This window comes from Leifsonia poae, assembly GCF_020009625.1.
Classification (GTDB): Bacteria; Actinomycetota; Actinomycetes; order Actinomycetales; family Microbacteriaceae; genus Leifsonia; species Leifsonia poae_A.
On sequence record NZ_JAIHLP010000001.1, the window covers coordinates 17,410 to 42,656 of the forward strand.

Sequence of the window (25,247 nt, forward strand, 5' to 3'; positions counted from 1 at the left end):
GGGCGATTTAGACTGGTCGGATGAACGAAGCGAGCATCTCCGAACCCGGCGCCATCCCCGACGGTGGCGGTACCGCGACGCTGGACCGCGAGCTCGAGGAGCTGCTGCAGAACCAGAACGTCGACCCGGGCGACCACGAGCGGTTCTCGCACTACGTCAAGAAGGAGCAGATCCTCGAGTCGGCCATGACCGGGAAACCGGTGAAGGCTCTCTGCGGCAAGATGTGGACGCCCGGCCGTGATCCGCAGAAGTTCCCGGTGTGCCCCACTTGCAAAGAGATCTACGAGAAGCTGAAAGACGAGTAGGTCGAACCCGACCCGTCACACGTAGATCGTCGGCAGCACGGCGTCGCCGCGTCCGACCCGGAATGCCTGGTCCGGCAGTTCCGCCATCGCACGTTCGCGGTGTTCGCGGGCGGCCGCCGTGCCCGACGCGCCGAGATGTTCCCGGTGCACGTCACCGGCGGTGACCAGGGGAACCAGGAGGTCGCGGCCGTTGTCGTGAACCGTGGCGCCGTGTTCCACGATGTGGATCGCCTCGGCCACGGCTCTGCCCTTCGCATCCAGGCGACGCACCGGATGCTTACGGCCGCCGACACTCGCTTTGCCGTCCGACTTCTTCGCCACCGGAACCCAGTCGCCGTCGCCGTCGTGGCTGCGATGCGCGACGAGCTTGTAGACCATACCGGAGGCGGGGGAGCCCGACCCGGTGACGACCGAGGTTCCGACACCGTATGAGTCGACCGGCGAAGCGGAAAGCGCGGCGATGGTGAACTCGTCGAGGTCGTTGGTCACGGTGATCCGGGTGCTCGTCGCCCCGAGGGAGTCGAGCTGAGCACGCACCTGTCGCACGAGGTTGGGCAGATCGCCGGAATCGAGGCGCACGGCGCCGAGGCCGGGGCCGGCGACGCGCACTGCCAGTTCGATCGCCTTCTCCACATCGAAGGTGTCGACGAGCAGGGTCGTCGACGGGCCGAATGCGTCGACCTGGGCGCGGAACGCTTCTTCCTCGCTGTCGTGCAGCAGCGTGAACGCGTGTGCGGCCGTCCCCATGGTGGGGACGCCCCAGGTGCGTCCGGCCTCCAGATTGGAGGTGGCGCTGAAACCGGCGATGAATGCCGCCCTGGCCGCCGCGACGGCCGAGCGCTCGTTCGCGCGGCGCGAACCCATTTCGGCGACCGGGCGCCCGTTCGCGGCGGTCACCATGCGCGCGGCGGCGCTGGCGACGGCTGAGTCGTAGTTGAAGACACTGAGGATGAGCGTCTCGAGGATCACACCCTCGGCGAAGGGCGCGTCCACGACCAGGAACGGGGAACCCGGGAAGTAGACCTCGCCTTCGCGGTAGCCGCTGATGGTGCCGCTGAACCGGTAGTCGGCGAGCCAGTCGAGTGTCGCATCCCGAACCACCCCGTTCTCGCGCAGCCACTCCAGCTCGGGCTCGCCGAACCGGAATTGCTCGATCAATGCGAGCAGGCGCCCGGTTCCCGCGAGGATGCCGTAGCGGCGACCCTCGGGCAGCCGGCGGGTGAACGCCTCGAAGACGCACTCCCGGTCGTGCGTGCCGGCCAGCAGCGCTGCGTCAAGCATGGTGAGTTCGTAGCGGTCGGTCAGGAACGCGGAAGAGGCGGTCACGCTGTCAGCCTAGGTGATGTCTGCCGTTTTCGGCGGGCTACGCGTTGTATGGTGGCTTCTTGTGACCGATGCGCCGATTGGGATTTTCGACTCGGGTGTCGGGGGGCTCACCGTCGCCCGGGCGATCCGCGATCAGCTCCCTCACGAGTCCCTGCTCTACGTGGGGGACACTGCGCACTCGCCGTACGGGCCGAAGCCGATCGCCGATGTGCGGCGCTTCTCGCTCGAGGTGCTCGACTTCCTCGTCGATCAGGGTGTCAAGTTGCTCGTGATCGCCTGCAATACTGCATCGTCGGCGATGCTGCGGGATGCGCGCGAGCGCTATTCGGTTCCGGTGATCGAGGTCATCCAGCCGGCGGTGCGTCGCGCGGTCGCCGCGACCAGGACGCGTCGTGTCGGGGTGATCGGAACACTCGGCACCATCAACTCGCGAGCCTACGAGGATGCCTTCGCCGCCGCTCCCGATCTGCAGCTGTTCACGCAGGCGTGTCCCCGTTTCGTGGAGTTCGTGGAGGCCGGGGTGACCAGCGGCGACGAGGTGCTGCAGATCACGGCCGACTACCTTCGGCCGCTCCGCGACGCCGATGTCGACACCCTCGTGCTCGGATGCACGCACTACCCGTTCCTGAAAGGCGCGATCTCGTACGTGATGGGCGAGGGCGTCACGCTCGTCTCCAGCGACACCGAGACGGCCAAAGACGTCTACCGCACTCTTGTCGGGCAAGGCCTGGAGAGGACCTCGACGGCTCCTCCGACGATCCGCTACGAGGCCACCGGCTCGGATGCGGGCGACTTCCTGCGCCTGGCGCACCGTTTCATCGGTCCCGAGGTCTCACGGGTCGACCTCGTGCAGACCGGTGTGATCGATCTTCCCCTCTGACCGCATCCCCACCCCTAGGAGACTCCTGTGACCGACATCACCCGCGCCGACGGGCGCACCCTCGACCAACTGCGACCGGTGACGATCGAGCGCGGCTGGAGCAAGAACGCCGAAGGCTCGGCGCTGATCTCTTTCGGTAACACCCGAGTGCTGTGCACGGCGTCGTTCACGAATGGTGTCCCGCGCTGGATGGCGGGCAAGGGCAAAGGCTGGGTCACCGCCGAGTACTCGATGCTGCCGCGCTCCACGAACAGTCGCATGGATCGCGAGTCGGTGAAGGGGAAGATCGGTGGACGCACCCACGAGATCAGCCGGCTCATCGGGCGCAGCCTGCGCGCGGTCGTCGATATGAAGGCTCTCGGCGAGAACACGATCGTGCTCGACTGCGATGTGCTCCAGGCCGACGGCGGCACGCGCACAGCGGCGATCACCGGGGCTTACGTCGCCCTCGCCGACGCCCTCGAGTGGGGACGCGAGCACCGGTTCATCGGCCAGCGCGCGACACCGCTGATCGACTCTGTCTCGGCCGTTTCGGTGGGCATCATCGACGGTTCGCCGATGCTCGACCTCGCCTACGTCGAGGATGTGCGCGCGGAGACCGACATGAACGTGGTCGTCACCGGTCGCGGCCTCTTCGTCGAGGTGCAGGGCACCGCCGAGGGTGCCCCGTTCGACCGACGGGAACTCGATTCGTTGCTCGACCTCGCGCTCGGCGGCGCCGAGACGCTGAAGACGGTTCAGAGCGAGGCGCTGGCGGCGGAACTGCGATGACCCGCGTCGTCCTCGCCACCCACAACCAGCACAAGGCCGGGGAGTTCCAGCAGATCCTCGGCGACGCGGTTCCGGGGTTGGAGATCGTCGCTTACGACGGCCCGGAGCCGGTCGAGGACGGGGTGACCTTCGAGGCCAACGCCCTCATCAAGGCCCGCACCGCTGCGACGCACACCGGGCTTCCCGCTCTGGCCGACGACTCCGGGATCTGCGTCGACGCGATGGGCGGCGCACCCGGCATCTTCTCCGCTCGATGGGCCGGCCGCCACGGCGACGCCGAGGCCAATCTGCGACTGTTGCTCGACCAGCTCGCTGATCTGCCGGACGGCGCCCGCGGTGCGTATTTCTCCGCCACGCTGGCTCTGGTCACGCCCGAGGGTGACGAGACCGTTGTGGAGGGTCGCTGGCCCGGCAGCATCGCCCACGAGGCTCGTGGCACCCAGGGTCACGGCTACGATCCGATCTTCGTCCCGCGCGGCCACGAGTCGACGACGGCGGAGCTCGGCCCCGAGGTCAAGAACGTGGAAAGCCACCGCGCCCGGGCCTTCGCGGCCGCCATCCCCGCGCTCAGGGAGCTGGTCGCGCGCGGCTGATCGCTGCCGGCGTCGTGAGAATGAGAACGGCACTCATTCCTATCTGGGCCCCACCTCTGGCGGGTCGAGGGTCTGCATGCCTACCGTTGAAGAGATGAGTCACAACCACGCCCACGGGCACACCGGAAACCGCAACCGCCTCCTGATCGCGATCGGGATCGTGGCGGCGGTGCTCGTCGTGGAGGTCGTCGGTGCCTGGCTGAGCGGATCGCTCTCACTGCTGGCCGATGCCGGCCACATGTTGAGCGATCTGACCGGGCTCATCGTCGCCCTGATCGCAAGCATCGTGGCCGCTCGACCCCCGAGCGACCGGCAGACGTTCGGCTACCAGCGCGCGGAAGTGTTCGGCGCGCTCATCAACGGCCTGATCCTGCTCGTCGTCGCTGTGACGGTCACGGTCGGAGCGATCGGCCGGTTGGTCGGCGGTGCCGAGGCCGAAGTGCAGAGCGTTCCGATGCTGATCGTGGCCGGGATCGGCCTGGTCGCCAATGCTGGTGCGCTGCTGCTGCTGCGCCCCGCGGCGGGGCGTTCGATCAACATGCGCGGCGCGTACCTGGAGGTGCTCGGCGACCTGATCGGGTCGGTCACGGTGATCGTGGCCGCTTTGGTCATCCTGTTCACCGGGTTCGTCCCCGCCGATGCGATCGCCTCGTTGCTGATCGCAGCCCTGATCGTTCCCCGGGCGTTCCTGCTGCTCAGGGATGTGGTGCGCGTGCTGAGCGAGGCGGCGCCGGCCGACACCGATGTGGCCGAGATCCGAACCCACATCCAGGGCACGAAGGGGGTCGTCGCCGTCCACGACGTGCACGTCTGGGCCATCACATCCGGCGCGCCGGTGTTCACCGCACATGTGGTGGTGGAGCCGGAGGTCTTCCGTTCGGGGCGCACGGGTGAACTGCTCGACGAGCTCTCGGGCTGTCTCTCGGCGCACTTCGATGTGGAGCACTCCACTTTCCAGCTGGAACCGGCCGAGCACGCCGCCCACGAGGACGAACTTCACCGGTAGCCGGCAGCCGGTAGCCGGCAGCGAGGAGGGGCGGTCAGTTCTCCGGCGCCGTCTCGGCGGCCCGGGCGGCCGCGTTCTTCTTGGCCTTCCGCGTGGACTTGATGTAGTGGTACAGCGTCGGGACGAGCGTCACGACGACCGCACCGATGAGGATCACGTCGATGTACTTCTCGACGAAATGCGCCACCGGCGGGATGTAGCCGATCAGGAAGCCGAAGTAGGTGAGCCCTGCACCCCAGAGGAGGGCGCCGATCGCGTTGTAGAGCGAGTACTTCTTGTAGTTCATGTGTCCGACGCCGGCGGCGACCGGCGCGAACGTGCGGATGATCGGCACGAAGCGCGCGAGGATCACGGCGAGGGCGCCGAAACGCTCGAAGAAGCCGTTCGTGCGTTTCACGTTCTCCATGCTGAACAGTCCGGTCTCTTTGCGTTCGAAGACGCGGGGACCGAGCTTGTGGCCGATCAGATAGCCGGCCTCGCCGCCGAGGAAGGCGGCGAACGCGATGGCGAGTGCCACCCACCAGATGTCGACGCCGAAGACGAGCGACGTATGGGTGAGCAGGCCCGCGATCACGAGCAGCGTGTCGCCCGGGAGGAGGAACCCGACGAGGAGTCCGGTCTCGGCGAAGACGATCGCGCACACGACGACCAGGGCCCAGGGTCCGGCGCCGGTGATGATGGCGTGCGGGTCGAGCCACGGGATGAGGGCAGCGTGATGGATCAAGGTTCTCCAGGTGGCATGTGGCCGGGCGGCGGATGCTCCGAGTTTAGCGGCGGGCTCCTCCGCGAACGCTCAGAATGTGCCAAGCCGACGCAAAGATCATCCCGTGGTCTGACGGCCGTTCACCCGACGGTACGGGGATGCCGATCGGCTGGAGCGAAGTGCGGGAGAAGGGACTTGAACCCTCACGCTCGAAAGCACAGGAACCTAAATCCTGCGTGTCTGCCAATTTCACCACTCCCGCGGTCGCGCTAGGCGCGGCTACGACAATAGCTCATGCACGCGCGGAGCGACCTCGGTGCCGTAGAGCTCGATGGCCTTCATGAGATGGTCGTGCCCGAGTGTCCCGTTGCTGATCTTGAGGTCGAAGCGTTCGATCCCGAGGCCACGTGCGGCGTAGGCGATCTTGTTCGCGACCGTCTCGGGTGACCCGACGACGAGCGCGCCGTCTTCTCCCGCCTCGTGTTCGAATCGGGCGCGGGTGGTGGGTGGCCAGCCGCGCTCGCGGCCGATCCGGTTGGTCATCGCCTCGTAGTGCGGCCAGAGGATCTCTTTCGCCTCTTCGTCGGTGGCGGCGATGAAGCCGGGGGAGTGGACACCGATCGGAAGGTCGGTGTCGTGCCCGAATTGTTCGAGGGCGCGGTGGTACAGCTCGGTGAGGGGCTGGAACCGCATCGGCCCGCCGCCGATGATCGCGAGCATCAGGGGCAGACCGTAGTGCGCGGCGCGCACGACCGATTCCGGGCTGCCTCCGACGCCTATCCAGGTCTTGAGGGGTCCGTTGTCGAGGTGTGGGTACACGGATTGGTTTTCGAGTGGTGCGCGCAATTGGCCTGTCCAGCTGACCGGCTGCTCTTTGCGCAGCTCGGCGAAGAGGTTCAGCTTCTCGTCGAAGAGCTCTTCGTACTGTGCGAGGTCGAATCCGAAGAGCGGGAACGACTCGATGAACGACCCGCGCCCGAGGATGACCTCGGCCCGGCCACCCGAGACGCCGTCGAGGGTCGCGAAGCGCTCGAACACGCGCACCGGGTCGTCGGAGCTGAGCACGGTGACCGCTGTTCCGAGGTGGATGTTCTGGGTGCGGCCGGCGATGGCCGCCAGCACCACTTCCGGTGCGGAGACGGCGAAGTCTTCGCGGTGGTGCTCGCCGACCCCGATGAAGTCGAGGCCGACCTCGTCGGCGAGGACGCCCTGTTCGACGACGTTGCGCAGCACATGGCCGTAGCCGAGTGGCTTCCCCTGATCGTCGACGGTCACATCGCCGAAGGTGTCGATGCCCAGTTCCAGTGGTTTCGTCATGCCGTGTCGCCCGTCCGTTCGTCATTTACATGCGTTTGCATACATTAAACCGTGCCGTCTCCGAGACTATTCCTCGGAGGGCGCCATGCCCACGGGCTCAGGCGGGACGGGGGCGCTTCGGGACGTAACGCGGAATGTACCGGGCGAGCATCCCGGCACCGACGAGGCCGAGCAGGCCGACGATGCCGCTGGCGAACGCGAGCGAGACGAGGGCGGTGAGCAGCGAGACGAGAAGGGGCGCGGCGGCCTGACCGGCATCGCCGGAGAATCGCCACGCGCCAAGGAAGGGCGCGGGCTGATCCTTCGGCGCGAGATCAGCGCCGAGGGTCATGATGATGCCCGAGCCGACGCCGTTCGCGACCGAGAGGAACATCGACACCCCGATGTACCAGACGATGTTCGTCGGCAGGTCGTGGGTGAACGCGAGCACGAGGAACCCGATGCTCAGCCCCAGCATCGACGGCAGTGCGCTCCACATGCGCCCCCAGCGGTCCATGATCTGGCCGCTCGCATAGAACAGAGCGAAGTCGACGGCGCCGGCGAGTCCGATGATGAGGGCGGTGTTCGATTCGCTGAGCCCGATGCTGACGGCCCACAGGGGCATCATCACGGTGCGTGCCGAGCGGATGGCGCCGATCAGAGCGACACCGGTCCCCATTCTCGCCAGCACCCCGCGGAAAGACCAGATGGTTCGGAACAACCCGTGGGTGCGCTCCTCCGCCTCCTCTTCGCCGGCGCTGAGCTCCCCGGCGCGAACGGCGGCGCCGTCGATCCCGGCGGCCGGTGACGGCCCGAACATCTTCTCGGGGTCGGGGAGCACGAACAAGACGATCACCGAGCCCAGGCAGCTGATGATGAAGATCCAGAACACCGACTGCGTCGATCCGGTGATCGCGATCACGGCCGAGGCGATCAGCGGGCCGATGAACCAGCCACCGCGGAAGATCCCGCCGAGCGTCGAGAGGGCGCGAGCCCGGTACTTCACCGGGACGTATGACGTCATGAAGGCGTGCCGGGCCAGGGCGAAGACGGCCGTGGCCAGACCGACGACGAAGATGCCGACCATCAGCACCCAGTAGTTCGGCGCGACGAGGCAGACGACGACGCCGGCGATCGCCACGAGGGCGGCGTAGATCATCGAGGTGCGCTCTCCGATGCGCGACACGATCCAGCCGCTCGGGATGTCGCCCGCCAGCTCACCGAGCATCACCATCGACGAGATGAAGCCCGCGATCGCCAGGCTCGCCCCGAGATTGCCGGCGGCGATGGGGATGATCGGGATGATGGCGCCTTCTCCGATGGAGAACAGCAGCGTGGGGAGGAAGGCGGCGAGGGCGACCGAGCGGAAACTGAAGGGGCGCTCGGCGGAAGTCATATCGTTTACACAGTACAACCGCTTACGCCGTCGTTCCGGCGCTCGGCAGGCCCACCGTGGGCACCGGTAAGCTGGGCGGCGACATGATTGAACTCGATCTTTCGCAGCAGATCGCCGAACTGCGCTCCACTTTCTCCGACATCCGCTCCGTCGTCGACGTCGACGCCCTGACCGCCGAGATCGCCCGACTCAGCGAAGAGGCCGGCGCCCCCGACCTCTGGGACGACACCGAGCGCGCGCAGAAGGTGACCAGCGCGCTCAGCCACCGGCAGTCCGAACTCGCGCGCATCGCCTCCATCGAGCAGCGTCTCGACGACCTCGAGGTGCTCGTCGAGATGGCCAACGACGGGCAGGGAGACGAAGAGACGGCGGCGGAGGCTCGCAGCGAGCTGGAGTCGCTGCAGAAGAGCCTCGGCGACCTCGAAGTGCAGACCCTGCTCAATGGCGAATACGACCCGCGCCCCGCGGTCATCACCATCCGCGCCGGCGCAGGCGGGGTGGATGCGGCCGACTTCGCCGAGATGCTCCTGCGCATGTACCTCCGCTGGGCCGAGCACCACAAGTACCCCGTGCAGGTGATGGACACCAGCTACGCGGAGGAAGCCGGCATCAAGTCGGCGACCTTCGAGGTGGACACTCCATACGCTTTCGGCACGCTCAGCGTGGAGGCCGGAACGCACCGGCTCGTGCGGATGAGCCCGTTCAACTCGGCCGGCAAACGGCAGACGTCGTTCGCGGCCGTCGAGGTCATCCCGCTCATCGAGGAGACCGAGTCGATCGAGATCCCCGAGAACGACATCCGGGTCGACGTCTTCCGCTCCTCCGGTCCGGGAGGGCAGTCCGTCAACACCACAGACTCGGCCGTGCGCATCACCCACCTTCCGACCGGGACCGTCGTCTCGATGCAGAACGAGAAGAGCCAGATCCAGAACCGCGCCGCGGCCATGAGGGTTCTCCAGAGCCGGCTCCTCCTGCTGCAGCGCGAGCAGGAGGCGGCTGCGAAGAAGGAGCTCGCGGGTGTGATCACCGCCAGCTGGGGCGATCAGATGCGCAGCTACGTCCTGGCCCCGTATCAGATGGTCAAAGATCTGCGCACCGACTACGAGGTGAACAACCCGTCGAACGTGTTCGACGGCGACCTCGATGGATTCATCGCGGCCGGTATCCGCTGGCGTGCCGGGGCCAAGGCCGAGGCCTGACGTGTCGGAGGAACTCACCGTCGTCGTCGCGCGCGAGCTCGACAGCGGCCTCGCGGATGCGGTGGCCGGGCTGATCCCCCAGCTCTCCTCGAGCGCCGCATTCGATCGCGAACTGCTCGAGCGGGTGGTGGCAGCCGACGCCTGCGAACTCTTCGTCGCGAAGCTCGGTGAGACTGTCGTGGGAATGGCGACCCTGGTCACGTTTCCGATCCCCACCGGTGTACGGGGTCACATCGACGACGTCGTGGTGGACGAGAGCACACGCGGCCGTGGTGTCGCCCGGGCCCTGTTGCAGGCGATGATCGGACGCGCAGCGGAGCAGGAGATCCGCACGCTCGACCTGACCTCGCGTCCGTCGCGCGTCGCCGCGATCCGGCTGTACGAGTCGGTCGGGTTCGTGCGTCGCGACACGAACACGTTCCGCTTCGCTGGATAGGCGTCGCTCGGGTTTCGTTCGGTGGGCATTCAGGCTTGCGCTGTCGGGCATGTCGCTGCTGCGGTTCTGCCGCGGGTTGCTTAGTCTCTAGAAGTCATGATCCGGTTCGAACACGTATCCAAACAGTACTCGGGCACTAGGCGCCCGGCGCTCAACGCCATCAACCTCGAAGTGCTGCGCGGAGAATTCGTCTTCCTCGTCGGCGCCTCCGGCTCGGGCAAGTCGAGCTGCCTGCGGTTGATCCTGAAAGAGGAGAAGCCCAGCAAGGGGAAGATCCATGTCCTCGGGCAGGATCTGGGCACGATCTCGAGCCGCAAGGTTCCCTACTTCCGCCGCAACATCGGAGTCGTCTTCCAAGACTTCCGGTTGCTGCCGAACAAGACCGTCTTCGAGAACGTCGCGTTCACGCTGCAGGTCATCGGCAAGTCCCGCGGGTTCATCCAGGAGGCTGTGCCAGATGTGCTCAAGATGGTGGGACTCGACGGCAAGTCCCAACGGCTCCCGCACGAGCTCTCCGGTGGTGAGCAGCAGCGCGTCGCGATCGCACGCGCGGTGGTGAACAAGCCGCAGGTGCTCCTTGCGGACGAGCCCACGGGCAACCTCGACCCCGCGACGAGCGCGGGCATCATGGCGGTGCTCGAACGGATCAACGCCGGCGGCACCACCGTGCTGATGGCGACACACGAGGCCGCCATCGTCGATCAGATGAAGCGTCGCGTGATCGAGCTCGTCAACGGCCAGATCGTGCGCGATGAGCGCCATGGCGGCTACGGCTTCACCACTGCCATCCCCACGATCCCGCAGCAGGCGACCGAGGAAGCCGATGCGCGCCGCGCGGCGGAGTCCTCCGGCATGCCCCAGCCGGCGTCCGCGCCGCAGCAGGCGGCCGCGATGGCGCGTCCGGTGATGCCTGCGGCGAATCCGCAGACACCGGTCACCGCTCCGGCGCCCACAGCTCAGCCGGCTCCGCAGTGGGCACCCGTGGCGCAGCCCGGCCTCGCGCAACAGCCGCAGCCCGGCCTCGTGCAACAGCCGCAGCCCGGCCTCGTGCAACATCCGCAGCCCGCTCCCGTGCAACAGCCGCAGCCTGCCCCCGTGCAACGGCCGCAGCCCACTCCTACTCAGCCGGCTCAGCCCCCTGCGGTTCACTCCGCCTCGGACGAGGCGCTGCCCGACCACCTGAACTTCACCGCGAACCTGGACTTGCGAGGCCTTCGCGCCGACACCGATCCGAGCGGCGAGCAGAACGTGGGGCCGACCAAATGAGATTCGCACTGGTCTGGTCCGAGGCGGCCAACGGGCTCCGACGCAATCTGTCCATGGTCGTGTCCGTCATCCTTGTCACCTTCATCTCCTTGACCTTCGTCGGCACGGCCGTTCTTCTGCAGATGCAGATCGGGCAGATGAAGACGTATTGGTACGACCGGGCCCAGGTCGCGGTCTACATGTGCATCGACTCCGACAAGTGCGCCGGCGGGGCGGCGACCGATCAGACCATCGCTGCGGTCCAAGCCCAGCTGAAGTCACCGGAACTCGCGCCCTACATCCAGAAGTTCTACTTCCAGGATCAGAAGGATGGCTACGCGCAGTTCAAGCAGCAGTTCAAAGGCAACCAGATCTCCGACTTCGTGACGCCCGAGATGATCCCGCCGACATTCTGGGTGAACCTCAAAGACCCGGGGCAATCGGCGGTGTTGACGGAGACGCTCTCCAGCTCGGCCGGGGTGCAGAGTGTCGTCGACCAACGAAGCTATCTCGACCAGATCTTCTCCATCCTCAACGCAGCGAGCTTCACCGCGATCGGCATCGCCGCGCTCATGCTCATAGCGGCCGCGCTCCTCATCGCTACGACGATCCGCCTCTCGGCATTCTCGCGAAGACGGGAGCTCGGGATCATGCGCCTGGTGGGCGCCTCCAACCGGTTCATCCAGACCCCCTTCATTCTGGAGGGCGTCGTCGCAGCGCTGATCGGTTCGGTGCTGGCCGCTGGAGCCGTGTATGCGATCGTGCGATTCTTCGTGCAGGGATACCTCTCTGAACGCATCCAGTCCATCAACTTCGTGGGAGAGCAGGATGCGCTGCTCGTCGCGCCGATCCTGCTGCTCGTCGGCATCGTGCTGGCGGCCGTCTCGGCGAACTTCGCCATCAGTCGTTACCTGAAGGTCTGAGTCGGATAGACTGGGTGGCTGCCTGGTGAACGCCGGGCGACATCCGATCAGAATCGTCAGGAGTGCGCTGTGCCCAGGGAACGTGGCCAGAAGGTGGTGGCCACCAATCGCAAAGCCCGCCACGACTACCTCATCGAAGACACCTATGAGGCGGGGCTCGTTCTGACGGGCACCGAGGTGAAGTCGTTGCGCGCCGGTCGCGCCTCTCTCGTCGACGGCTACGCCTTTGTCGACGGGGGCGAAGCGTGGCTCGATGCCGTGCACATCCCGGAGTACGCCGACGGCACCTGGAACAACCACGCACCGCGGCGTAAGCGCAAACTCCTGCTGCACAAAGCGCAGATTCTGAAGATCCACAACAAGGTCAAAGAGGGCGGCTACACCATCGTCCCCCTCTCGATCTACTTCAGCGACGGCCGCGCCAAGGTCGAGCTCGCAGTGGCGAAAGGCAAGCGCGAATTCGACAAGCGGCAGGCCTTGCGCGAGCGGCAGGACAAGAGAGAAGCCGACCGTGCGATGTCCAGTCGCCGTCATCTCGGCGAGTGACGACCTCGACCGCGCTCCCGTGCATGCCAGACTGAGAGAATGAGCACTCCGCCCGAACGGATCCAGGTCAGCGGAACGTACAATTTTCGCGATGTGGGCGGGTATCCGGTTGCGGGCGGCCGCATTCGCTCCCGCAAGCTCTTCCGCTCCGACGGCCTGCATTCACTTGGTGAGACCGGCAAAGAGCAATTGCGGGAGCTGGGCGTGAAGGTCGTCATCGACCTCCGCGACGAGTTCGAGGTTCAGGCTCTGCCCGACGACCTGGCCGGGCTGGGCGTCGATGTGCTGCGCCTGCCCGTCTTCGAGGGGTCCGGTGGTTCGCAGAGCACGATCGGCGCCACCCTGAACGACATGTACGCCAAGATCGCGCTGCAGCACCGGGACGTCGTGGTCTCGGCGCTGCGCGAGATCGCCGACACCTCCGAGGCCGGGGTCGTCGTGCACTGCACGGCCGGAAAAGACAGGACGGGCATCGTCGTCGCGCTCGCGCTGCTCGCGGTCGGAGTCGACAGGGAGACCGTCGTGGCCGACTACGCCGCGACGGAGGACAATCTGCGCGGTCCCTGGCTCGAACGGATGCTGCAGCTCGTGGAGAGTCACGGCGTGGCGATCACTCCCGGCTTGAGAGCGATCATGGGAGGCAGCCCGCCGGAGGCGCTCGAGTCGGTCCTCGATCTGATCGATCGGGACCACGGTGGCGTTCGCGCCTACCTTCTCGACGCCGGCTTCGACGAGATCGAACTCGCCGAACTGCGCTCGGTTCTGGTCGAACCGGCCTGATCCTCTTCGCGCGGGTCTGCTCCGGGACGCGGATCCCGACAGCCGATCAGGAAGCGACGAACCGCGCGTGCACTTGCACGGCGATCGTGATGTCCTCGGGCTTGAGGGCGAGCGTGCCCCCGCCGCTCAGATCGGCCGAGACCGCGCGGGCGAACAGCGGCTGGGGCGGAACTCCGGGGGAGGAGCCGTCGCCGAGCATCCCCGGGTCGCTCAGCGCGACCGCTCTGACCGACCCGAGACCAAGACTCGTGGCATAGACCGTGGCCTTCGCCACGGCGTTCTCCACGGCGCGCCGTCTCGCCTCCTGAACGAGGGTCTGCTTGCGCGCTTCGGTCAGCGACCAGGTGATGCCGTTCACCGCGACGCCGTCGAGAAGCGAGACGACCCCCACCCAGTCGGAGAGGGCGGCGAGATCGCTGAACTTGGCGTCGATCCCGACCTGCGCGTGGTAGACGACGGGCAACTGTCTGCCGTCCTGATTCCAGGGCCTCTCGCCCCACACGCGCAGCTGGTCCGATGCCCACCAGGTGACCGGTCCCGATTGGGGGTGGTGGATGTCGCGCAGTTCGGCGGTGAGGGAGATGTGGCGCTGAGTGGCGAGGGCGAGCACCTCATCCCGGCTCTCGCCCTCGTAGGTGACCGTGAGGCGCACGGTGCCCCGTTCGGCCGGATGGTGCAACTCGTATTCGCCCTGAACGGTGATGATCGCGTCAGCCATTCCCCGATCGTGGCATAGAACGGCGCTCCGCGATGTTGTACGATGAGAAGCTCGTCGGATTCGGCGATAGTTATGAAACAACTCAACAGCGCGTGACAGTGACCCGGCCTCGCGGCCGTCGCATGGGGATGATCGGTTTCGACATTGTCTGCGAGAGTGTGAGAAGCGGGTCGAGGATGCAGGCTTATCTCGTAAACGATGCCCGCAAAAAAATAAGTGCCAATTCAAACCGCACTGTCTCTGCCAAGGCAGACTTCGCCCTCGCGGCGTAAGTTCCTTCGCAACTTATAGAGACCGTCAGACCGGGAATGCTCTCTACCCGGATCCTGGCGTAATTTAGAGAGATTGCTTCTATGTTTCGTCTGAGGGCATAGAGGGACTTCAACTGAGACTGGGCTCGTCGGTTTAGGTGCCAGTGGCGAATTCCGGAGCCGAGTAGAACGCTTGTACTGGCTACACCCGTAGAAGGCATATGACCACAGCAGTGGACGGGGGTTCAATTCCCCCCATCTCCACCATCAGGTCGCTGTCACGCGTTGTTTGAGGTCCGCGGTATTCCGCGGAATTTGGGGCCTTTTCCGGTTTCGGAGAAGGCCCCAGTTTTGTCTTGTTCCCACACTTTGCCCACGGTTACTGAGCGCCTGACGGCTCAATCCCGTTCGTGCCACGAGGGAGCTCCAACTCTCGCCAGCCTCTCGAAGCTGAGCGATCAGCTCGTCACGTTCGAGAAGAGCGGCGTCCTGCTCAGCCCGGAGTCGACCGGGGCCTGCGAAACTTCGCTTAGTCGTTTGAGGGCGTCGGCGTGGCTGCCCCATCTTGCCTCGAGCCCCCGCAGGGAGTCCGCGGCATGCCGTTGTGCGGCTGCACGTTCACGCTCTTTGGCGTGCCTTATCGCGGCGGCTTCGTGTTCCTGACGCTGTCGTGCATACGCTGCCACGCGACGGTCGGCGTGGCCGGTGGCCTTGGCGTCGTCGACGGGACCCCGACGATCGTGCCGCCTCATCCAATGAATAACACGTCCTTCTGCGGCCCATCGCTCGTAGACTTAAGGCTGAGAGGTGACACGGTCGGTATTGTGAGCCCGTGAAGATCGATGCCGATGCATTGCTTAGTGGACCACGAGGTAGAAGGGCGTCACTCTCTGTAGCGGCTGGCACGAGCGGCAACCAGAAACTCTCGGCGACGCTCCTCAACGCCATCATGGAACTTGGCGGTGAACTTGATCCATCCACGGGTGCTGGCCGGGCATACCTCAGGTTCGAAGCGGACAACGCGCGGGGTGCGGACGGATACTCTGGCAGGTTTTCGGTACCGGGGGTCCCGCCCATCGAGAGTGCGGATGACCTGGTGGCAGCACTTCTGGACGCGCCGATACTCACGGAACTCATCAATCCGCTCGACGTGCTCGAGGAGGCCGTGAGCTCAGCCCGCTACTGGCAGGAGCCCGACGGCGAAGACTTCCTGTGCGCCCTCCCGATCCTGCGGCCGGCACTGCAGCGCGCCGCCGAGGTGCTACTCGGCCAACCGGGAACGGAGTGGTGGGATGCTCCGATCGATCGGTCCGATCAATGGGATGTCGACTTCGAATTCGGCCGGCAGAACGCTCCACGAGTCGTGCGGCCGGACATTCGAACCTTTCGTGCCAAGGCCGTGGCGGAGGAGCATCGGGCTCGTCGTGACCGCCCCTCCGACCTGACGGCGAGCTTCTCTGGCTCGTGGTGGTCCACACCACTCGTACCGCTGGCTTCTTTCACTACCACTCGGAGCGTCGGCGCTACTGGACCGGTTGGCCTGCATCTCATCGAGGATTCGATGGGGTGGGAAGAGGCGCAGACGCGGCCGGTGGGTATCGACCCGCGTGCGCGCGTCTACGAGATCAGCACTGCGGATGACTGGGCGGAACTGTGTCGCCGGTTCCCGCTCGACCTCACCTCGTCGCGTCGGCATGACTGGTACCGAGCCACTGGGCGCATCGGCGAGTGGGTGATTCCCGACTGGACCTCTGTTGGGGAGCATTTTGACGGCGTGCATTTGAGCGCCGCCGCCTATCTGCAGGCCGCGGGCCTGCCGGTGCCCGTCGACGGGGACACCGCATCGCTCATCGCTGGGTGGGGCCCGGATGAGACGTGGTGGTTTCGCCTCGAGGTCGTCGACATCGGTGACGGAAGCGTTGCGTGGCATCGCAGAGGCGGCGCGGAGTGGCGTCCGCGGTGATAGTCGAGCTGAGCGCTTCCACGCCGTGAAGCCCCCCACGTCGATGCCGCGCCCACCCTTTGCCCACATTTTTCTGAGAACGTATCGTCGTCAATGTAATTGTAAAAGGGGCTCCAACGGGGGTTCAATTCCGCCATCTCCACCATCAGGTCGCTGTCACGCGTTGCTTGAAATCGGCGGGAGTTGGGGCCTTTTCCGGTTTGTGGAGGGCCGACCGTGAGGAAACCGCTATGGGCCGATTGATCGTGCAGATGCAGATGAGCGTCGACGGGTATGTCGAGGCGAGCGATCCGACGGTGAGCTGGCAGCTCTGGGATTGGGGTGCGGACTGGCCGTGGGATCGCCCGCTTCGTGACCGGTTCAATGCCACCTTCGAGAGGGCCGATGCCATCCTGCTCAGCAGGCCGATGGTGGAGGAAGGCTATCTCGCACACTGGGCGGGCATCGCAGACGCGATGGATGCACAGAGCGATTTCCGATTCGCGCACCGGATCACCGAACTCGACAAGGTTGTGCTCAGCTCACGGCCGATCGTGTCGCACTGGGAACGCACCACGGTGGTGCCCGGAGGGTTTCTGGCCGGAGTGGAGTCGCTGAAAGCGGATGACCGCACGTATGTGACGTTCGGCGGTGTGGGGTTCGTCTCCGCGCTGATCGACGTCGGAGCCGTCGATGAACTGGAACTCTTCATCAATCCGGCGGCGGCAGGCGGAGGGCGATCGATCTTCCCGCCGCGCGGGATCGCTCTCGAGCTGCTCGAATCGGCGGGGTTCGCCAGCGGGATCGTCGTGAATCGATATCGCTCCGCAGCCGCGCGGGCGCCTCACTCGGGCAGGGGTCGTGCGGCCGCGGCGGACCGCGCCTCCGCCAACATCCGGAACTCAGTAGGGGTGAGACCCGAGTAGGTCTTGAAGACCCGGCAGAAATGGGTCGGGTCGTGGAAACCCCAGCGACGGGCGATGGCTGAGCTGGGGCGATCGATGAGGGACGGGTCGTGGAGGTCGCGGCAGCAGCGCTCGAGACGGCGATTGCGGATCCACGCGGCGATGGTCGTCCCCTGGGCCTGGAAGAGCCCGTGAAGATGGCGCGTCGAGACGTAGTGGACGGCGGCGATGCTGTCGGGGGTGAGCTCGGTGGATCCGAGGTTCATATCGATGTAGTCGAGCACGCGCTCGAAAAGCAGACGGTTCTGCCCGCGGTCGGGTAGACGCTCGCCGATCGAGGCGGACAGGGTGGTGCTGAGAAGGTCGAGGACATTGTGCGCGAGGCGTGGCCCGAAAGGATCGCGCAGCTGCTCCAGATTGCTCGCGACCTGGGCGAGGAACGGCACGACCAGGTTGCCGACGCCCTTACGGCCCGAGACGGTGACGGCGGTGAGCTGATCGATCGTGTCGGGCGGGATGTCGACGGCTTCGCGCGGGAACATGACGACGAGAGAACGGGAATCGTCCTCGAACGCGAGTGAGAAGGTGCGCTGCGTGTCGTACACGGCGAGATCGCCCGGGCGCAGCAGCGCTTGACGGTCGTCTTGGATGAGGAGACCGGTGCCGGCGAGCTGCACGTTCACTTTCAGATAACCGCGGGAGTGGCGGTCGATGTTCTCGGGCGCGCGCACGGCGGTGTGCCGGGAGGCGGTGACCTCTGTGAACTGCACGCAATCGGCTTCGGCGGCCCGGATGCGGCTCCAGAAGTTCTCGGGACTGAAACTCGAGACCTGCATCGGGATGAGCGAACGGGAGATCGCTTCCTGGAATGCGGCGAACCCGCGTGTGACGGTGTTCATCGCGCTCGCCGGCTCGGCCGGCGTTCTCGACGGATGCATGGCGTCTCCCGATCCTGGTGCCTCGTCGCACCGTTGACACAGGATAGCGGGGGCGAAGAGCGGACGGGCGCGGAGTTGACGTTCCCAGAACGCGGATTGACATCCCCGGAAATGATGACCCGACCCGGTTGAGTGGCGACGGAGCGACGGAGCAGAGTGTCGGCACGCCACGGGTCATCCTGGGCACCCCCGAGACAAAGGAGTTCTCCATGGCATCCCTGCGCTTCCGCCGCAGCCTCGCGGCCGGGCTCGTCGCCTCAGCCGTGCTGCTCGGCGCGGCCGCCTGTTCGGCTTCGGGCGGGTCGCCGTCGAAGAGCGAACTCGTGCTCGGCGTCGTCGGCAACAACAAGGATCAGATCCAGCCGTACACGGCCACCTCGTCGGCGTCGGCAGATGCTCTGCGTCAGGAGCTCTACGACGGTTTGACCGAGTACAGCGACAAAGGCGGTGTGACGATGCGGCTTGCGGAGTCGATGACGCCGAACGCCGCTCTCGACGTGTGGACGGTGAAGCTGCGCCCCGATGTGAAACTGCACGACGGCAGCGCATTCACCGCCGCCGACGTGATCCAGAGCATCAGCTACATGCTCGATCCGAAGAACGACTATCCCGCTTCGACGCAGATCGACTTCGTCGACCCGGCACGGATCACCAAGGTCGACGACCTCACGCTCGAATTCCACCTGAAGAAGCCGGTGGGAACATTTCCCGAGGTGTGGGCGTCGCGGGACCTGCTCATGCGCGGTCTCGACGCCAAGGGGGAGGCGGTGGGCACTGGGCCGTTCGACCTCGTCTCCTTCACCGCGGGCCAGCAGGCGCAGCTCACCCGCTTCGACGACTACTGGAGCGAGAAGCCCGGCTTCAAGAACCTGCGCCTGCAGTTCTTCCAAGACCAGCAGGCCATCACCAACGCGCTGCGCGGCGGTCAGATCGATGTGGCGTACTCGGTGCCGTTCACCGATGTGGCCTCGCTGAAGACGGCGTCGCACATCAAGACGCTCGTGAGCGAGAGCGGCGCATACATGACCCTCTCGATGCGCGTCGACACCAAACCGTTCAGCGATCCGAAGGTGCAGGAGGCGCTGAAGCTGGTGGTCGATCGAAAGCAGATCATCGACAACGCGTTCGGCGGGTTCGCCTCCATCGGAGACGACTACCTCGGCAACAACACCGACTGCCCGGCGCCGGATGTGCCCCAGCGCACGCAGGATCTGGCGAAGGCGAAGAAGCTGCTCGCCGAAGCGGGCCAGTCGAACCTCTCGATCGAACTCGCCACCGACGGCGCCTTCCCGGGGATGATGGAGACCGCCCAGCTCTACGCGCAGCAGGCCGCTCAGGCCGGTGTCACGGTGACGGTCAAGAAGCTGGACACGGCGACCTTCCTCAACGGCTGGGGTGACTGGCCGTTCTACATCGGCTATTCGGGGAGCCCTTACGTCGTGACGGCGTCGACGCACTTCCTGCCAGATGGTGTCGAGAACGCGAACCACTTCAACAACCCCGCGTTCACCAAGCTCGTCGGTGAGATGATGGCGACGTCCGACCACGCGACGCAGTGCGCGCTCATCACCACGATGCAGGCGATCGACTACGCCTCGGGCGGGAACATCGTCGCGGCGTACCCGCAGAGCATCGTGGCGTACCGCGACTCCGTGCACGGACTGAAGCCGGATCTCTGGGGTCGTGCCTCCACCGACTTCGCCGGCGTCACCCTCGGCTCGAAGTAGCCCGCCGTGGCCGTCGATCTGCTGAGTGCCCCCGTCGCCCCGCCGCGTGTCAGCGCGCGGCAGGCGCGGTCTGTTCTCGTGAAGGGGCTTCAGGGGCTGCTCACTCTTCTGATCGTCTCGCTGCTGATCTTCCTCGTGACGCAAGCGATGCCGGGCGATGTTGCGCACGTGGTGCTCGGCACGAGGGCGACACCGCAGTCGCTCGCCCTGCTGCGCGACCAGCTCGGTCTGGACCGTCCGATCTGGCAGCAGTATCTGAGCTGGCTCGGCGGTATTCTGCACGGCGACTGGGGGAAGTCACTGGTGAACGGGGTGCCCGTGTCCGATCTGCTGGGGGAGCGCATCCGCAATTCGGTGACGCTGAGCGCGGTCTCGATGCTGATCATGCTGCCGGTGTCGCTGGTGGTCGGCGTTTACGCGGCTCAGCACCGGGACGGACTGTTCGACCGGATCTTCCTGGGCGGTTCGATCGTTGTGAACGCGACACCCGAGTTCGTGATCGGAACGGTCGTCGTCGCTCTGCTGGGCACGACCGTGTTCCATCTGCTCCCCCGGTGTCGTTCATTCCGCCCGGTGACAGCCCGCTGGCGCATCCGGATGCACTCGTGCTGCCCGTGCTGACCCTCGTCGTCACCGGGGTGATGTACCTCTCCCGGCTTGTCCGCGTGGCGTTCATCGACACGATGAACAGCGAGTACGTGCAGACGGCACGACTCAAAGGTCTCTCGACGAGGCGCATTCTCTACCGGCATGCGCTGCCGAACGCGCTGGCGCCGGTGATCCCGGCGGCGAGCCTCGTGGCCGCGTACACCGTGGGTGGCGTGGTCGTGGTCGAGTACCTGTTCGCGTATCCGGGGATCGGCGCCGCACTCGTCGAGGCCGTGAACAACCGGGACATCCCCGTCATCCAGGCGATCGTGCTGCTGATCGCCGTGACCTACTTCGTGCTCAACCTCGTCGCGGACATTTTCACCCGCGGCGCGGCGCAGAGCCGCTGAGAGAGAGAACGAGATGAGCAACCGACCGATCACCGAGGCGTTCGCGCTTCCTCCGCGGGCCCGGCCGCGCGCCGTCGGTCTCCGACGCTTCTGGGCGGCGCCCCGCGTGCGCTTGGGGGTGGTGCTTCTTGTGGCGACGACGCTCTTCGCGGTCTTCGGCGGCCTGCTCGCCCCCCACGATCCGACGAAGCCGGTGGGTCTGCCGTATGCGGCACCGTCCGCAGAGGCGTGGCTCGGCACCGACCAGCTCGGTCGAGACGTGCTCTCACGAGTGTTGAGCGGCGGTATCTACATCGCCTGGATGGCGCCGACCGCGGCTGTGCTCTCCGTTGCGGTCGGCGCCGCGGTCGGATTGGCCGCCGCGTATTGGGGGCGCGGCGTCGACACGGTGCTCATGCGGGCGATGGATGTGCTTCTCGCCTTTCCCGGCATTCTGCTGACGCTGCTTTTCGTGGCTGTGCTGGGGCCGACGCCGTGGCTGCTGGTATCGCTCGTCGTGGTGGCACTGATCCCTGGGGTCGCCCGTGTCATCCGCGGGGCCGCGTTGCCGGTCATCGGCCGGGAGTACGTGCAGTGGGCCAAGGCGGTCGGGATGCCGAGCCGTACGATCCTCGCTCGCGAGCTGCTGCCGAACGTCTCGTCGCCGCTCCTCGTCGAGCTCGGGGTGCGTCTGATGTGGGCGGTGGGCATCCTCGCCTCGATGAGCTTCATCGGATACGGAATCCAGCCCCCGGCCTCGGATTGGGGCCTCATGGTCAGCGAGAACCGCGCCGGGCTCGGCATCCAACCGCTGGCCGTACTCGCGCCCATCGTCATGATCGTGATCTACACCGTGTCGGGCAACCTCATCGCCGAGGGCGCCGCACGGGTGATCGCACGAACGGAAGGAACGAACCGATGACCGCCGCCCTGCAGGTCTCGCATCTGACCATCGCGCGGGAGTCCGACGGCGCACTCATCGTCGATGATCTCTCATTCACCCTGCAACCGGGGGAGGTGATGGGCGTCGTCGGTGAATCGGGGTCGGGAAAAAGTACGGTCTCCCTCGGCCTTCTCGGCTACGCGCGCCCAGGAGCCCGGATCACCGCGGGATCGGTCGCGGTTGACGGTGTCGAGCTTCTCACCCTGACCGGCACAGCACTCCGGGATGCACGCCGTCGGCTGGTCGCCTATGTTGCCCAGGACCCGGCCACGGCCCTCAACCCGTCGCTCTCGTTGGTCACTCAGCTCACGGAGAGTCTCGACGGGCCGCGTGAGGAGAACCTCGCTCGCGTTCGGGAGGTGCTGCAGACCGTCGGGCTCCCGAGCGACGACGCGTTCCTGCGCCGCAAGCCGCGTCAACTCTCCGGCGGGCAGCAGCAGCGCATCGCCATCGCGATGGCGGTGGTCGCGCGGCCCCGGGTGATCGTGCTCGACGAACCGACGACCGGGCTCGACGTCTCCACGCAGGCCAAGGTGCTCGCCCTGGTGAAGCGGTTGTGTGTCGACTTCAGCATCGCTGCGATCTATGTCAGTCACGACCTCGCGGTCGTCGGCGATGTGGCGGACACGGTCACGGTCATGTACGGCGGTCAGGTCGTCGAGCTGGCCTCGGCGGCGGACGCGCTGACTCGGCCGCTGCATCCGTACTCCCGCGCGTTGCTCGACGCGGTGCCGACGGCTCGGGAGCGTCAGGTGCTCCGGCCGATCCGTGGCCGGGCACCCGGGGTGGGGGAGAGCGCCGACGGCTGTGTCTTCCGTGAGCGCTGCGATTTCGCGACCGCCGCCTGCGCCAGCCGACCCGCTCTCCGCGAGGTGCGGTCCGGCGGGCTCGTGCGATGCATCCGCGCCGAGGAGATCGAGAGGCTTCCGCACCGCCGACGGATCGTCGACCGACCGGACCGGCCTGCGGTGGTCTGCCGGCCGGCGACGCTGGAGGCCGAGGGTATCGATGCCTACTACGGCGACAGGCAGGTGCTGTTCGGCGTGTCCGTGGACGTAGAACCCGGGCGCTGTTTGGCGATCGTCGGCGAATCGGGCAGCGGGAAGACCACGCTCTCGCGCTGCCTGATCGGTCTGCACGAACAGTACACAGGGGCGTTGCGTTTCGATGGGCAGCCCCTGCCGTTGACCGCGCGCGAGCGTTCTCATGCCGCGCGGAAACAGCTCCAATACGTCTTCCAGAACCCGTTCGGGTCGCTCAACCCGCGCAGAACCGTTGGATCGAGCCTGTCGGCCGCGCTCGGATTGTTCGAAGATCTCGGTGCGCGCGGGACGGCCGGCCGGGTCTCCGAAGCGCTCGAGCGGGTTGAGATCCCGTCGCGTCTGGCCGGGATGTATCCGGCGGAGCTCTCCGGTGGGCAGCGGCAACGCGTGGCGATCGCCCGGGCACTGGCCTGCCGGCCATCCCTGCTGATCTGCGACGAGGTGACCAGTGCTCTGGATGTGTCGGTCCAGGCGTCGGTGATCGAACTGCTGCGCTCCCTCCTGGACGACGGCCTGGCCATGATCTTCGTCACCCATGATCTCTCCGTGGTGCGCAGCATCGCCGACAACGTCGCTGTGCTGAGCGAGGGGTTCGTGGTGGAGCGCGGGGAGACGGCGGCCGTGCTCGACGAGCCGCACCATCCGTATACGCAGGCTCTGCTGGCCGACACGCTCGAGCTGCCCGAGGCTTTCGTCGGCTGAGACGGACGTCGGCTGAGACGACGAAGCGGCCCCGCGACGAGTGTCGCGGGGCGGCTTCGTGCGCCCGGTCAGGCGAAGTAGGAGAGAAGGAGGTCGTGCGGCAGACCGGGGGCCGTGAATCCGTCGACCCCGACGAAGGTGGGCGAAGCGAGCATGGCGTTCAGGATGGCCTCCTCTGTGGCCTCGATGGTGGCGTAGAAGAGCGGATCGATGTGCTCGTTGGCGAGGACCTCGATCGTGCTCGTCAGCGCCGCGCCGCGCTCGAATCCGCCGGCGAGGGTGTCGTTCGTCGCACTGAAGCAGAGCACGAGGTCGCCGCTGCCGTTCTCACCGGCCCCGCCGGTGCGGCCGATGCCCAGCGCGGCCCGCTTGGCCAGGCGGGCGCACTGCGTCGGCAGGAGCGGGGCGTCGGTCGCGACGACGACGATGATCGAGCCCTCCTCTTCGCCGATCCGGTCGAGGAAACGCTCGACCGGGGGCAGGTCGCGGTCGAAGAGCTCGCCCACGCGCACGCCGCCGATCGTCAAGCGGGAGCGCGCGCCGTGGTTGGCCTGCACGAGCACGCCGACGGTGTATCCACCCGACTCTTCGGGGACGACACGGGATGCGGTTCCGATCCCCCCTTTGAAGCCGTGGGCCATCATCCCGGTGCCACTGCCGACGCTGCCTTCGGCGACGGGGCCGGTCGTCGCCGCCGCGATCGCCGCGTGGACGTGCTCGGGGCGCACATGGAACCCGTTGATGTCGTTCAGAACCCCGTCCCAGGTCTCGCCGACCACGGGAAGGGAGAAGAATCCGCGATCGCCGTTGCGACGTCGTGCCTCGTCCGCGACGAGTGCGTCACGCACGACGCCGACACTGTGGGTGTTGGTGAGGCCGATGTAGCTGGTGAGGGTGCCGGACTCGCGCACCCACTCCAGCCCGGTGAGCTCCCCGTTGCCGTTGAGGCGGAACGGCGCCGCGAACAGGGGATGCGACCAGGGTTCGTCCCGCGGGATGATCACCGTCACGCCGGTGCGCACCGGTCCCGCTCCGACGTCCAGCGGCCCGTCGCCCGTGATGAGCGTGGTGTGGCCTACCCTCACGCCGGCGACATCGGTGATCGCGTTGTGGATGCCGCTCGGAAGGGAGCCGACCGGGATGCCGAGATCGCGGGCGCGGGCGGTCATGCGCCGGCCGCTTCGGCGGCGAGCTGCGAGTCGGCGATCTGTTCGAAGCCGATGATCCGTCCGTCGGCGAGCGTCCAGAGGTGCACTGTGCGCGTGTCCAGGCAACGGCGCGTGCCGCGGTGCGTGGCCGTGTACCGGCCGATGGCGACGACAGCGTCGTCTTGCACGACGAGACGGTCGACCGAGACCGCGAACCCGTCCCATTCGGCGGCGGTCGGCCCGAACACGCCGTCGATCACGGCCTCCGGCCCGATGTAGGTTCCCGCGGTCGGGAAGCCGGCGCATTCGGTCCACACGATGTCGTGTGCGAAGTCGGCGACCATGCCGGGCAGGTCGCCTCGCCGTGAGGCGTCGTAGTGGGCTCGGACGATGTCGGCATTGCTCATGGGTGTCCCCTCTCGTTTCGTCTGCCAGTCTCTCCGCCCGCGCGAGCGCCGCTCAACCGGCCCGAATGCAAGCGTGCGGCCGGATCCAATGCCGCTTCGGGCATCGTCAACCCCGGCCCGCCGTGCCGCCTCTAGCCTGGC

26 protein-coding genes, 1 tRNA gene and 1 other RNA gene are annotated in these 25,247 nt (G+C 66.6%); 19 read left to right on the forward strand and 9 right to left on the reverse strand.

What is annotated here, in order from left to right:
* Window positions 1-20 precede the first annotated feature (20 nt).
* Window positions 21-305, forward strand: a complete 285-nt coding sequence (locus tag K5L49_RS00100; protein ID WP_223690031.1) for a DUF3039 domain-containing protein — start codon at window positions 21-23, stop codon at window positions 303-305.
* Between the two features lie 15 nt (window positions 306-320).
* Here K5L49_RS00100 and K5L49_RS00105 read toward each other — a convergent pair whose 3' ends face one another.
* A complete protein-coding gene (locus tag K5L49_RS00105; protein WP_223690032.1) occupies window positions 321-1,631 on the reverse strand; it encodes a nicotinate phosphoribosyltransferase in 1,311 nt (436 codons plus the stop codon).
* A 61-nt stretch (window positions 1,632-1,692) separates the two neighbouring features.
* On the opposite strand from K5L49_RS00105, the gene murI reads away from it, so the two are divergent.
* The 4 genes from murI (at window position 1,693) to K5L49_RS00125 (ending at window position 4,881) form a co-directional block, all read left to right on the forward strand.
* Window positions 1,693-2,511 (forward strand): glutamate racemase, encoded by an 819-nt coding sequence (murI, locus tag K5L49_RS00110; protein ID WP_223690033.1) that lies wholly within the window; start codon window positions 1,693-1,695, stop codon window positions 2,509-2,511.
* A gap of 27 nt (window positions 2,512-2,538) precedes the next feature.
* Window positions 2,539-3,282, forward strand: a complete 744-nt coding sequence (gene rph, locus K5L49_RS00115) for a ribonuclease PH (protein ID WP_223690034.1) — start codon at window positions 2,539-2,541, stop codon at window positions 3,280-3,282.
* On the forward strand, window positions 3,279-3,875 hold the full coding sequence (gene rdgB, locus K5L49_RS00120) for an RdgB/HAM1 family non-canonical purine NTP pyrophosphatase (protein ID WP_223690035.1): 597 nt from the start codon (window positions 3,279-3,281) through the stop codon (window positions 3,873-3,875). Before rph ends, rdgB begins: the two co-directional genes overlap by 4 nt.
* Window positions 3,876-3,969: 94 nt before the next feature.
* Window positions 3,970-4,881: a cation diffusion facilitator family transporter gene (locus K5L49_RS00125; protein WP_223690036.1), complete on the forward strand. Its 912-nt coding sequence runs from the start codon at window positions 3,970-3,972 to the stop codon at window positions 4,879-4,881.
* A gap of 34 nt (window positions 4,882-4,915) precedes the next feature.
* Here the strand turns inward: K5L49_RS00125 and K5L49_RS00130 are convergent, their stop codons facing one another.
* From K5L49_RS00130 to K5L49_RS00145, 4 genes are all read right to left on the reverse strand, one after another.
* On the reverse strand, window positions 4,916-5,605 hold the full coding sequence (locus K5L49_RS00130; protein ID WP_263298767.1) for a DedA family protein: 690 nt from the start codon (window positions 5,603-5,605) through the stop codon (window positions 4,916-4,918).
* 159 nt (window positions 5,606-5,764) lie between these two features.
* Window positions 5,765-5,846 (reverse strand) — tRNA-Leu (locus K5L49_RS00135).
* Window positions 5,847-5,863: 17 nt separating this feature from the next.
* Window positions 5,864-6,901, reverse strand: coding sequence for an LLM class flavin-dependent oxidoreductase (locus K5L49_RS00140; protein ID WP_223690037.1), 1,038 nt, complete (start codon window positions 6,899-6,901; stop codon window positions 5,864-5,866).
* A 97-nt stretch (window positions 6,902-6,998) separates the two neighbouring features.
* The gene (locus tag K5L49_RS00145) at window positions 6,999-8,276 is read right to left on the reverse strand and encodes an MFS transporter (protein WP_223690038.1); all 1,278 of its coding nucleotides are present in this window, start codon (window positions 8,274-8,276) and stop codon (window positions 6,999-7,001) included.
* 83 nt (window positions 8,277-8,359) lie between these two features.
* On the opposite strand from K5L49_RS00145, the gene prfB reads away from it, so the two are divergent.
* The 6 genes from prfB (at window position 8,360) to K5L49_RS00175 (ending at window position 13,405) form a co-directional block, all read left to right on the forward strand.
* Entirely contained in the window at window positions 8,360-9,475 is a 1,116-nt protein-coding gene (gene prfB / locus K5L49_RS00150) for a peptide chain release factor 2 (RefSeq protein ID WP_223690039.1), read from the forward strand.
* A gap of 1 nt (window position 9,476) precedes the next feature.
* Window positions 9,477-9,911 carry a GNAT family N-acetyltransferase gene (locus K5L49_RS00155; protein WP_223690040.1) on the forward strand — a complete coding sequence of 145 codons (435 nt, stop codon included), beginning with the start codon at window positions 9,477-9,479 and terminating at the stop codon, window positions 9,909-9,911.
* Between the two features lie 96 nt (window positions 9,912-10,007).
* A complete protein-coding gene (gene ftsE, locus K5L49_RS00160; protein WP_223690041.1) occupies window positions 10,008-11,177 on the forward strand; it encodes a cell division ATP-binding protein FtsE in 1,170 nt (389 codons plus the stop codon).
* Complete coding sequence (gene ftsX / locus K5L49_RS00165) at window positions 11,174-12,079, forward strand: permease-like cell division protein FtsX (protein ID WP_223690042.1); 906 nt, start codon at window positions 11,174-11,176, stop codon at window positions 12,077-12,079. The genes ftsE and ftsX overlap by 4 nt, the downstream gene beginning before the upstream one ends.
* A 69-nt stretch (window positions 12,080-12,148) precedes the next feature.
* Window positions 12,149-12,625, forward strand: a complete 477-nt coding sequence (smpB, locus tag K5L49_RS00170; RefSeq protein WP_223690043.1) for an SsrA-binding protein SmpB — start codon at window positions 12,149-12,151, stop codon at window positions 12,623-12,625.
* Window positions 12,626-12,664: 39 nt separating this feature from the next.
* Window positions 12,665-13,405, forward strand: coding sequence for a tyrosine-protein phosphatase (locus K5L49_RS00175; RefSeq protein WP_223690044.1), 741 nt, complete (start codon window positions 12,665-12,667; stop codon window positions 13,403-13,405).
* A gap of 46 nt (window positions 13,406-13,451) precedes the next feature.
* Here the strand turns inward: K5L49_RS00175 and K5L49_RS00180 are convergent, their stop codons facing one another.
* A complete protein-coding gene (locus K5L49_RS00180) occupies window positions 13,452-14,123 on the reverse strand; it encodes an SIMPL domain-containing protein (protein ID WP_223690045.1) in 672 nt (223 codons plus the stop codon).
* A gap of 124 nt (window positions 14,124-14,247) precedes the next feature.
* On the opposite strand from K5L49_RS00180, the gene ssrA reads away from it, so the two are divergent.
* The 3 genes from ssrA to K5L49_RS00195 all read left to right on the forward strand — a co-directional run bounded on the left by ssrA (window position 14,248) and on the right by K5L49_RS00195 (window position 17,242).
* Window positions 14,248-14,641: a transfer-messenger RNA gene (gene ssrA / locus K5L49_RS00185) on the forward strand.
* A 565-nt stretch (window positions 14,642-15,206) separates the two neighbouring features.
* Window positions 15,207-16,337, forward strand: coding sequence for a hypothetical protein (locus K5L49_RS00190; protein ID WP_223690046.1), 1,131 nt, complete (start codon window positions 15,207-15,209; stop codon window positions 16,335-16,337).
* Between the two features lie 230 nt (window positions 16,338-16,567).
* Complete coding sequence (locus tag K5L49_RS00195) at window positions 16,568-17,242, forward strand: dihydrofolate reductase family protein (RefSeq protein WP_223690047.1); 675 nt, start codon at window positions 16,568-16,570, stop codon at window positions 17,240-17,242.
* On the opposite strand, the gene K5L49_RS00200 is transcribed toward K5L49_RS00195, so the two are convergent.
* Window positions 17,161-18,159 (reverse strand): AraC-like ligand-binding domain-containing protein, encoded by a 999-nt coding sequence (locus K5L49_RS00200; RefSeq protein ID WP_223690048.1) that lies wholly within the window; start codon window positions 18,157-18,159, stop codon window positions 17,161-17,163. The genes K5L49_RS00195 and K5L49_RS00200 overlap by 82 nt on opposite strands.
* Before the next feature lie 209 nt (window positions 18,160-18,368).
* On the opposite strand from K5L49_RS00200, the gene K5L49_RS00205 reads away from it, so the two are divergent.
* From K5L49_RS00205 to K5L49_RS00225, 5 genes are read left to right on the forward strand one after another with little or no spacing between them, the layout of a single operon-like run.
* Window positions 18,369-19,886 carry an ABC transporter substrate-binding protein gene (locus K5L49_RS00205; protein ID WP_223690049.1) on the forward strand — a complete coding sequence of 506 codons (1,518 nt, stop codon included), beginning with the start codon at window positions 18,369-18,371 and terminating at the stop codon, window positions 19,884-19,886.
* Window positions 19,887-19,892: 6 nt separating this feature from the next.
* Window positions 19,893-20,507, forward strand: a complete 615-nt coding sequence (locus K5L49_RS00210; RefSeq protein ID WP_223690050.1) for an ABC transporter permease — start codon at window positions 19,893-19,895, stop codon at window positions 20,505-20,507.
* A complete protein-coding gene (locus K5L49_RS00215; protein WP_223690051.1) occupies window positions 20,441-20,884 on the forward strand; it encodes an ABC transporter permease in 444 nt (147 codons plus the stop codon). The genes K5L49_RS00210 and K5L49_RS00215 overlap by 67 nt, the downstream gene beginning before the upstream one ends.
* Before the next feature lie 13 nt (window positions 20,885-20,897).
* Window positions 20,898-21,785, forward strand: a complete 888-nt coding sequence (locus tag K5L49_RS00220) for an ABC transporter permease (protein ID WP_223690052.1) — start codon at window positions 20,898-20,900, stop codon at window positions 21,783-21,785.
* The gene (locus K5L49_RS00225) at window positions 21,782-23,551 is read left to right on the forward strand and encodes an ABC transporter ATP-binding protein (protein WP_223690053.1); all 1,770 of its coding nucleotides are present in this window, start codon (window positions 21,782-21,784) and stop codon (window positions 23,549-23,551) included. Before K5L49_RS00220 ends, K5L49_RS00225 begins: the two co-directional genes overlap by 4 nt.
* 68 nt (window positions 23,552-23,619) lie before the next feature.
* Here K5L49_RS00225 and K5L49_RS00230 read toward each other — a convergent pair whose 3' ends face one another.
* Together K5L49_RS00230 and K5L49_RS00235 are read right to left on the reverse strand one after the other, a co-directional pair.
* Window positions 23,620-24,720, reverse strand: a complete 1,101-nt coding sequence (locus K5L49_RS00230; protein ID WP_223690054.1) for a DmpA family aminopeptidase — start codon at window positions 24,718-24,720, stop codon at window positions 23,620-23,622.
* Window positions 24,717-25,106, reverse strand: a complete 390-nt coding sequence (locus K5L49_RS00235; protein ID WP_223690055.1) for a nuclear transport factor 2 family protein — start codon at window positions 25,104-25,106, stop codon at window positions 24,717-24,719. Before K5L49_RS00235 ends, K5L49_RS00230 begins: the two co-directional genes overlap by 4 nt.
* Window positions 25,107-25,247 lie beyond the last annotated feature (141 nt).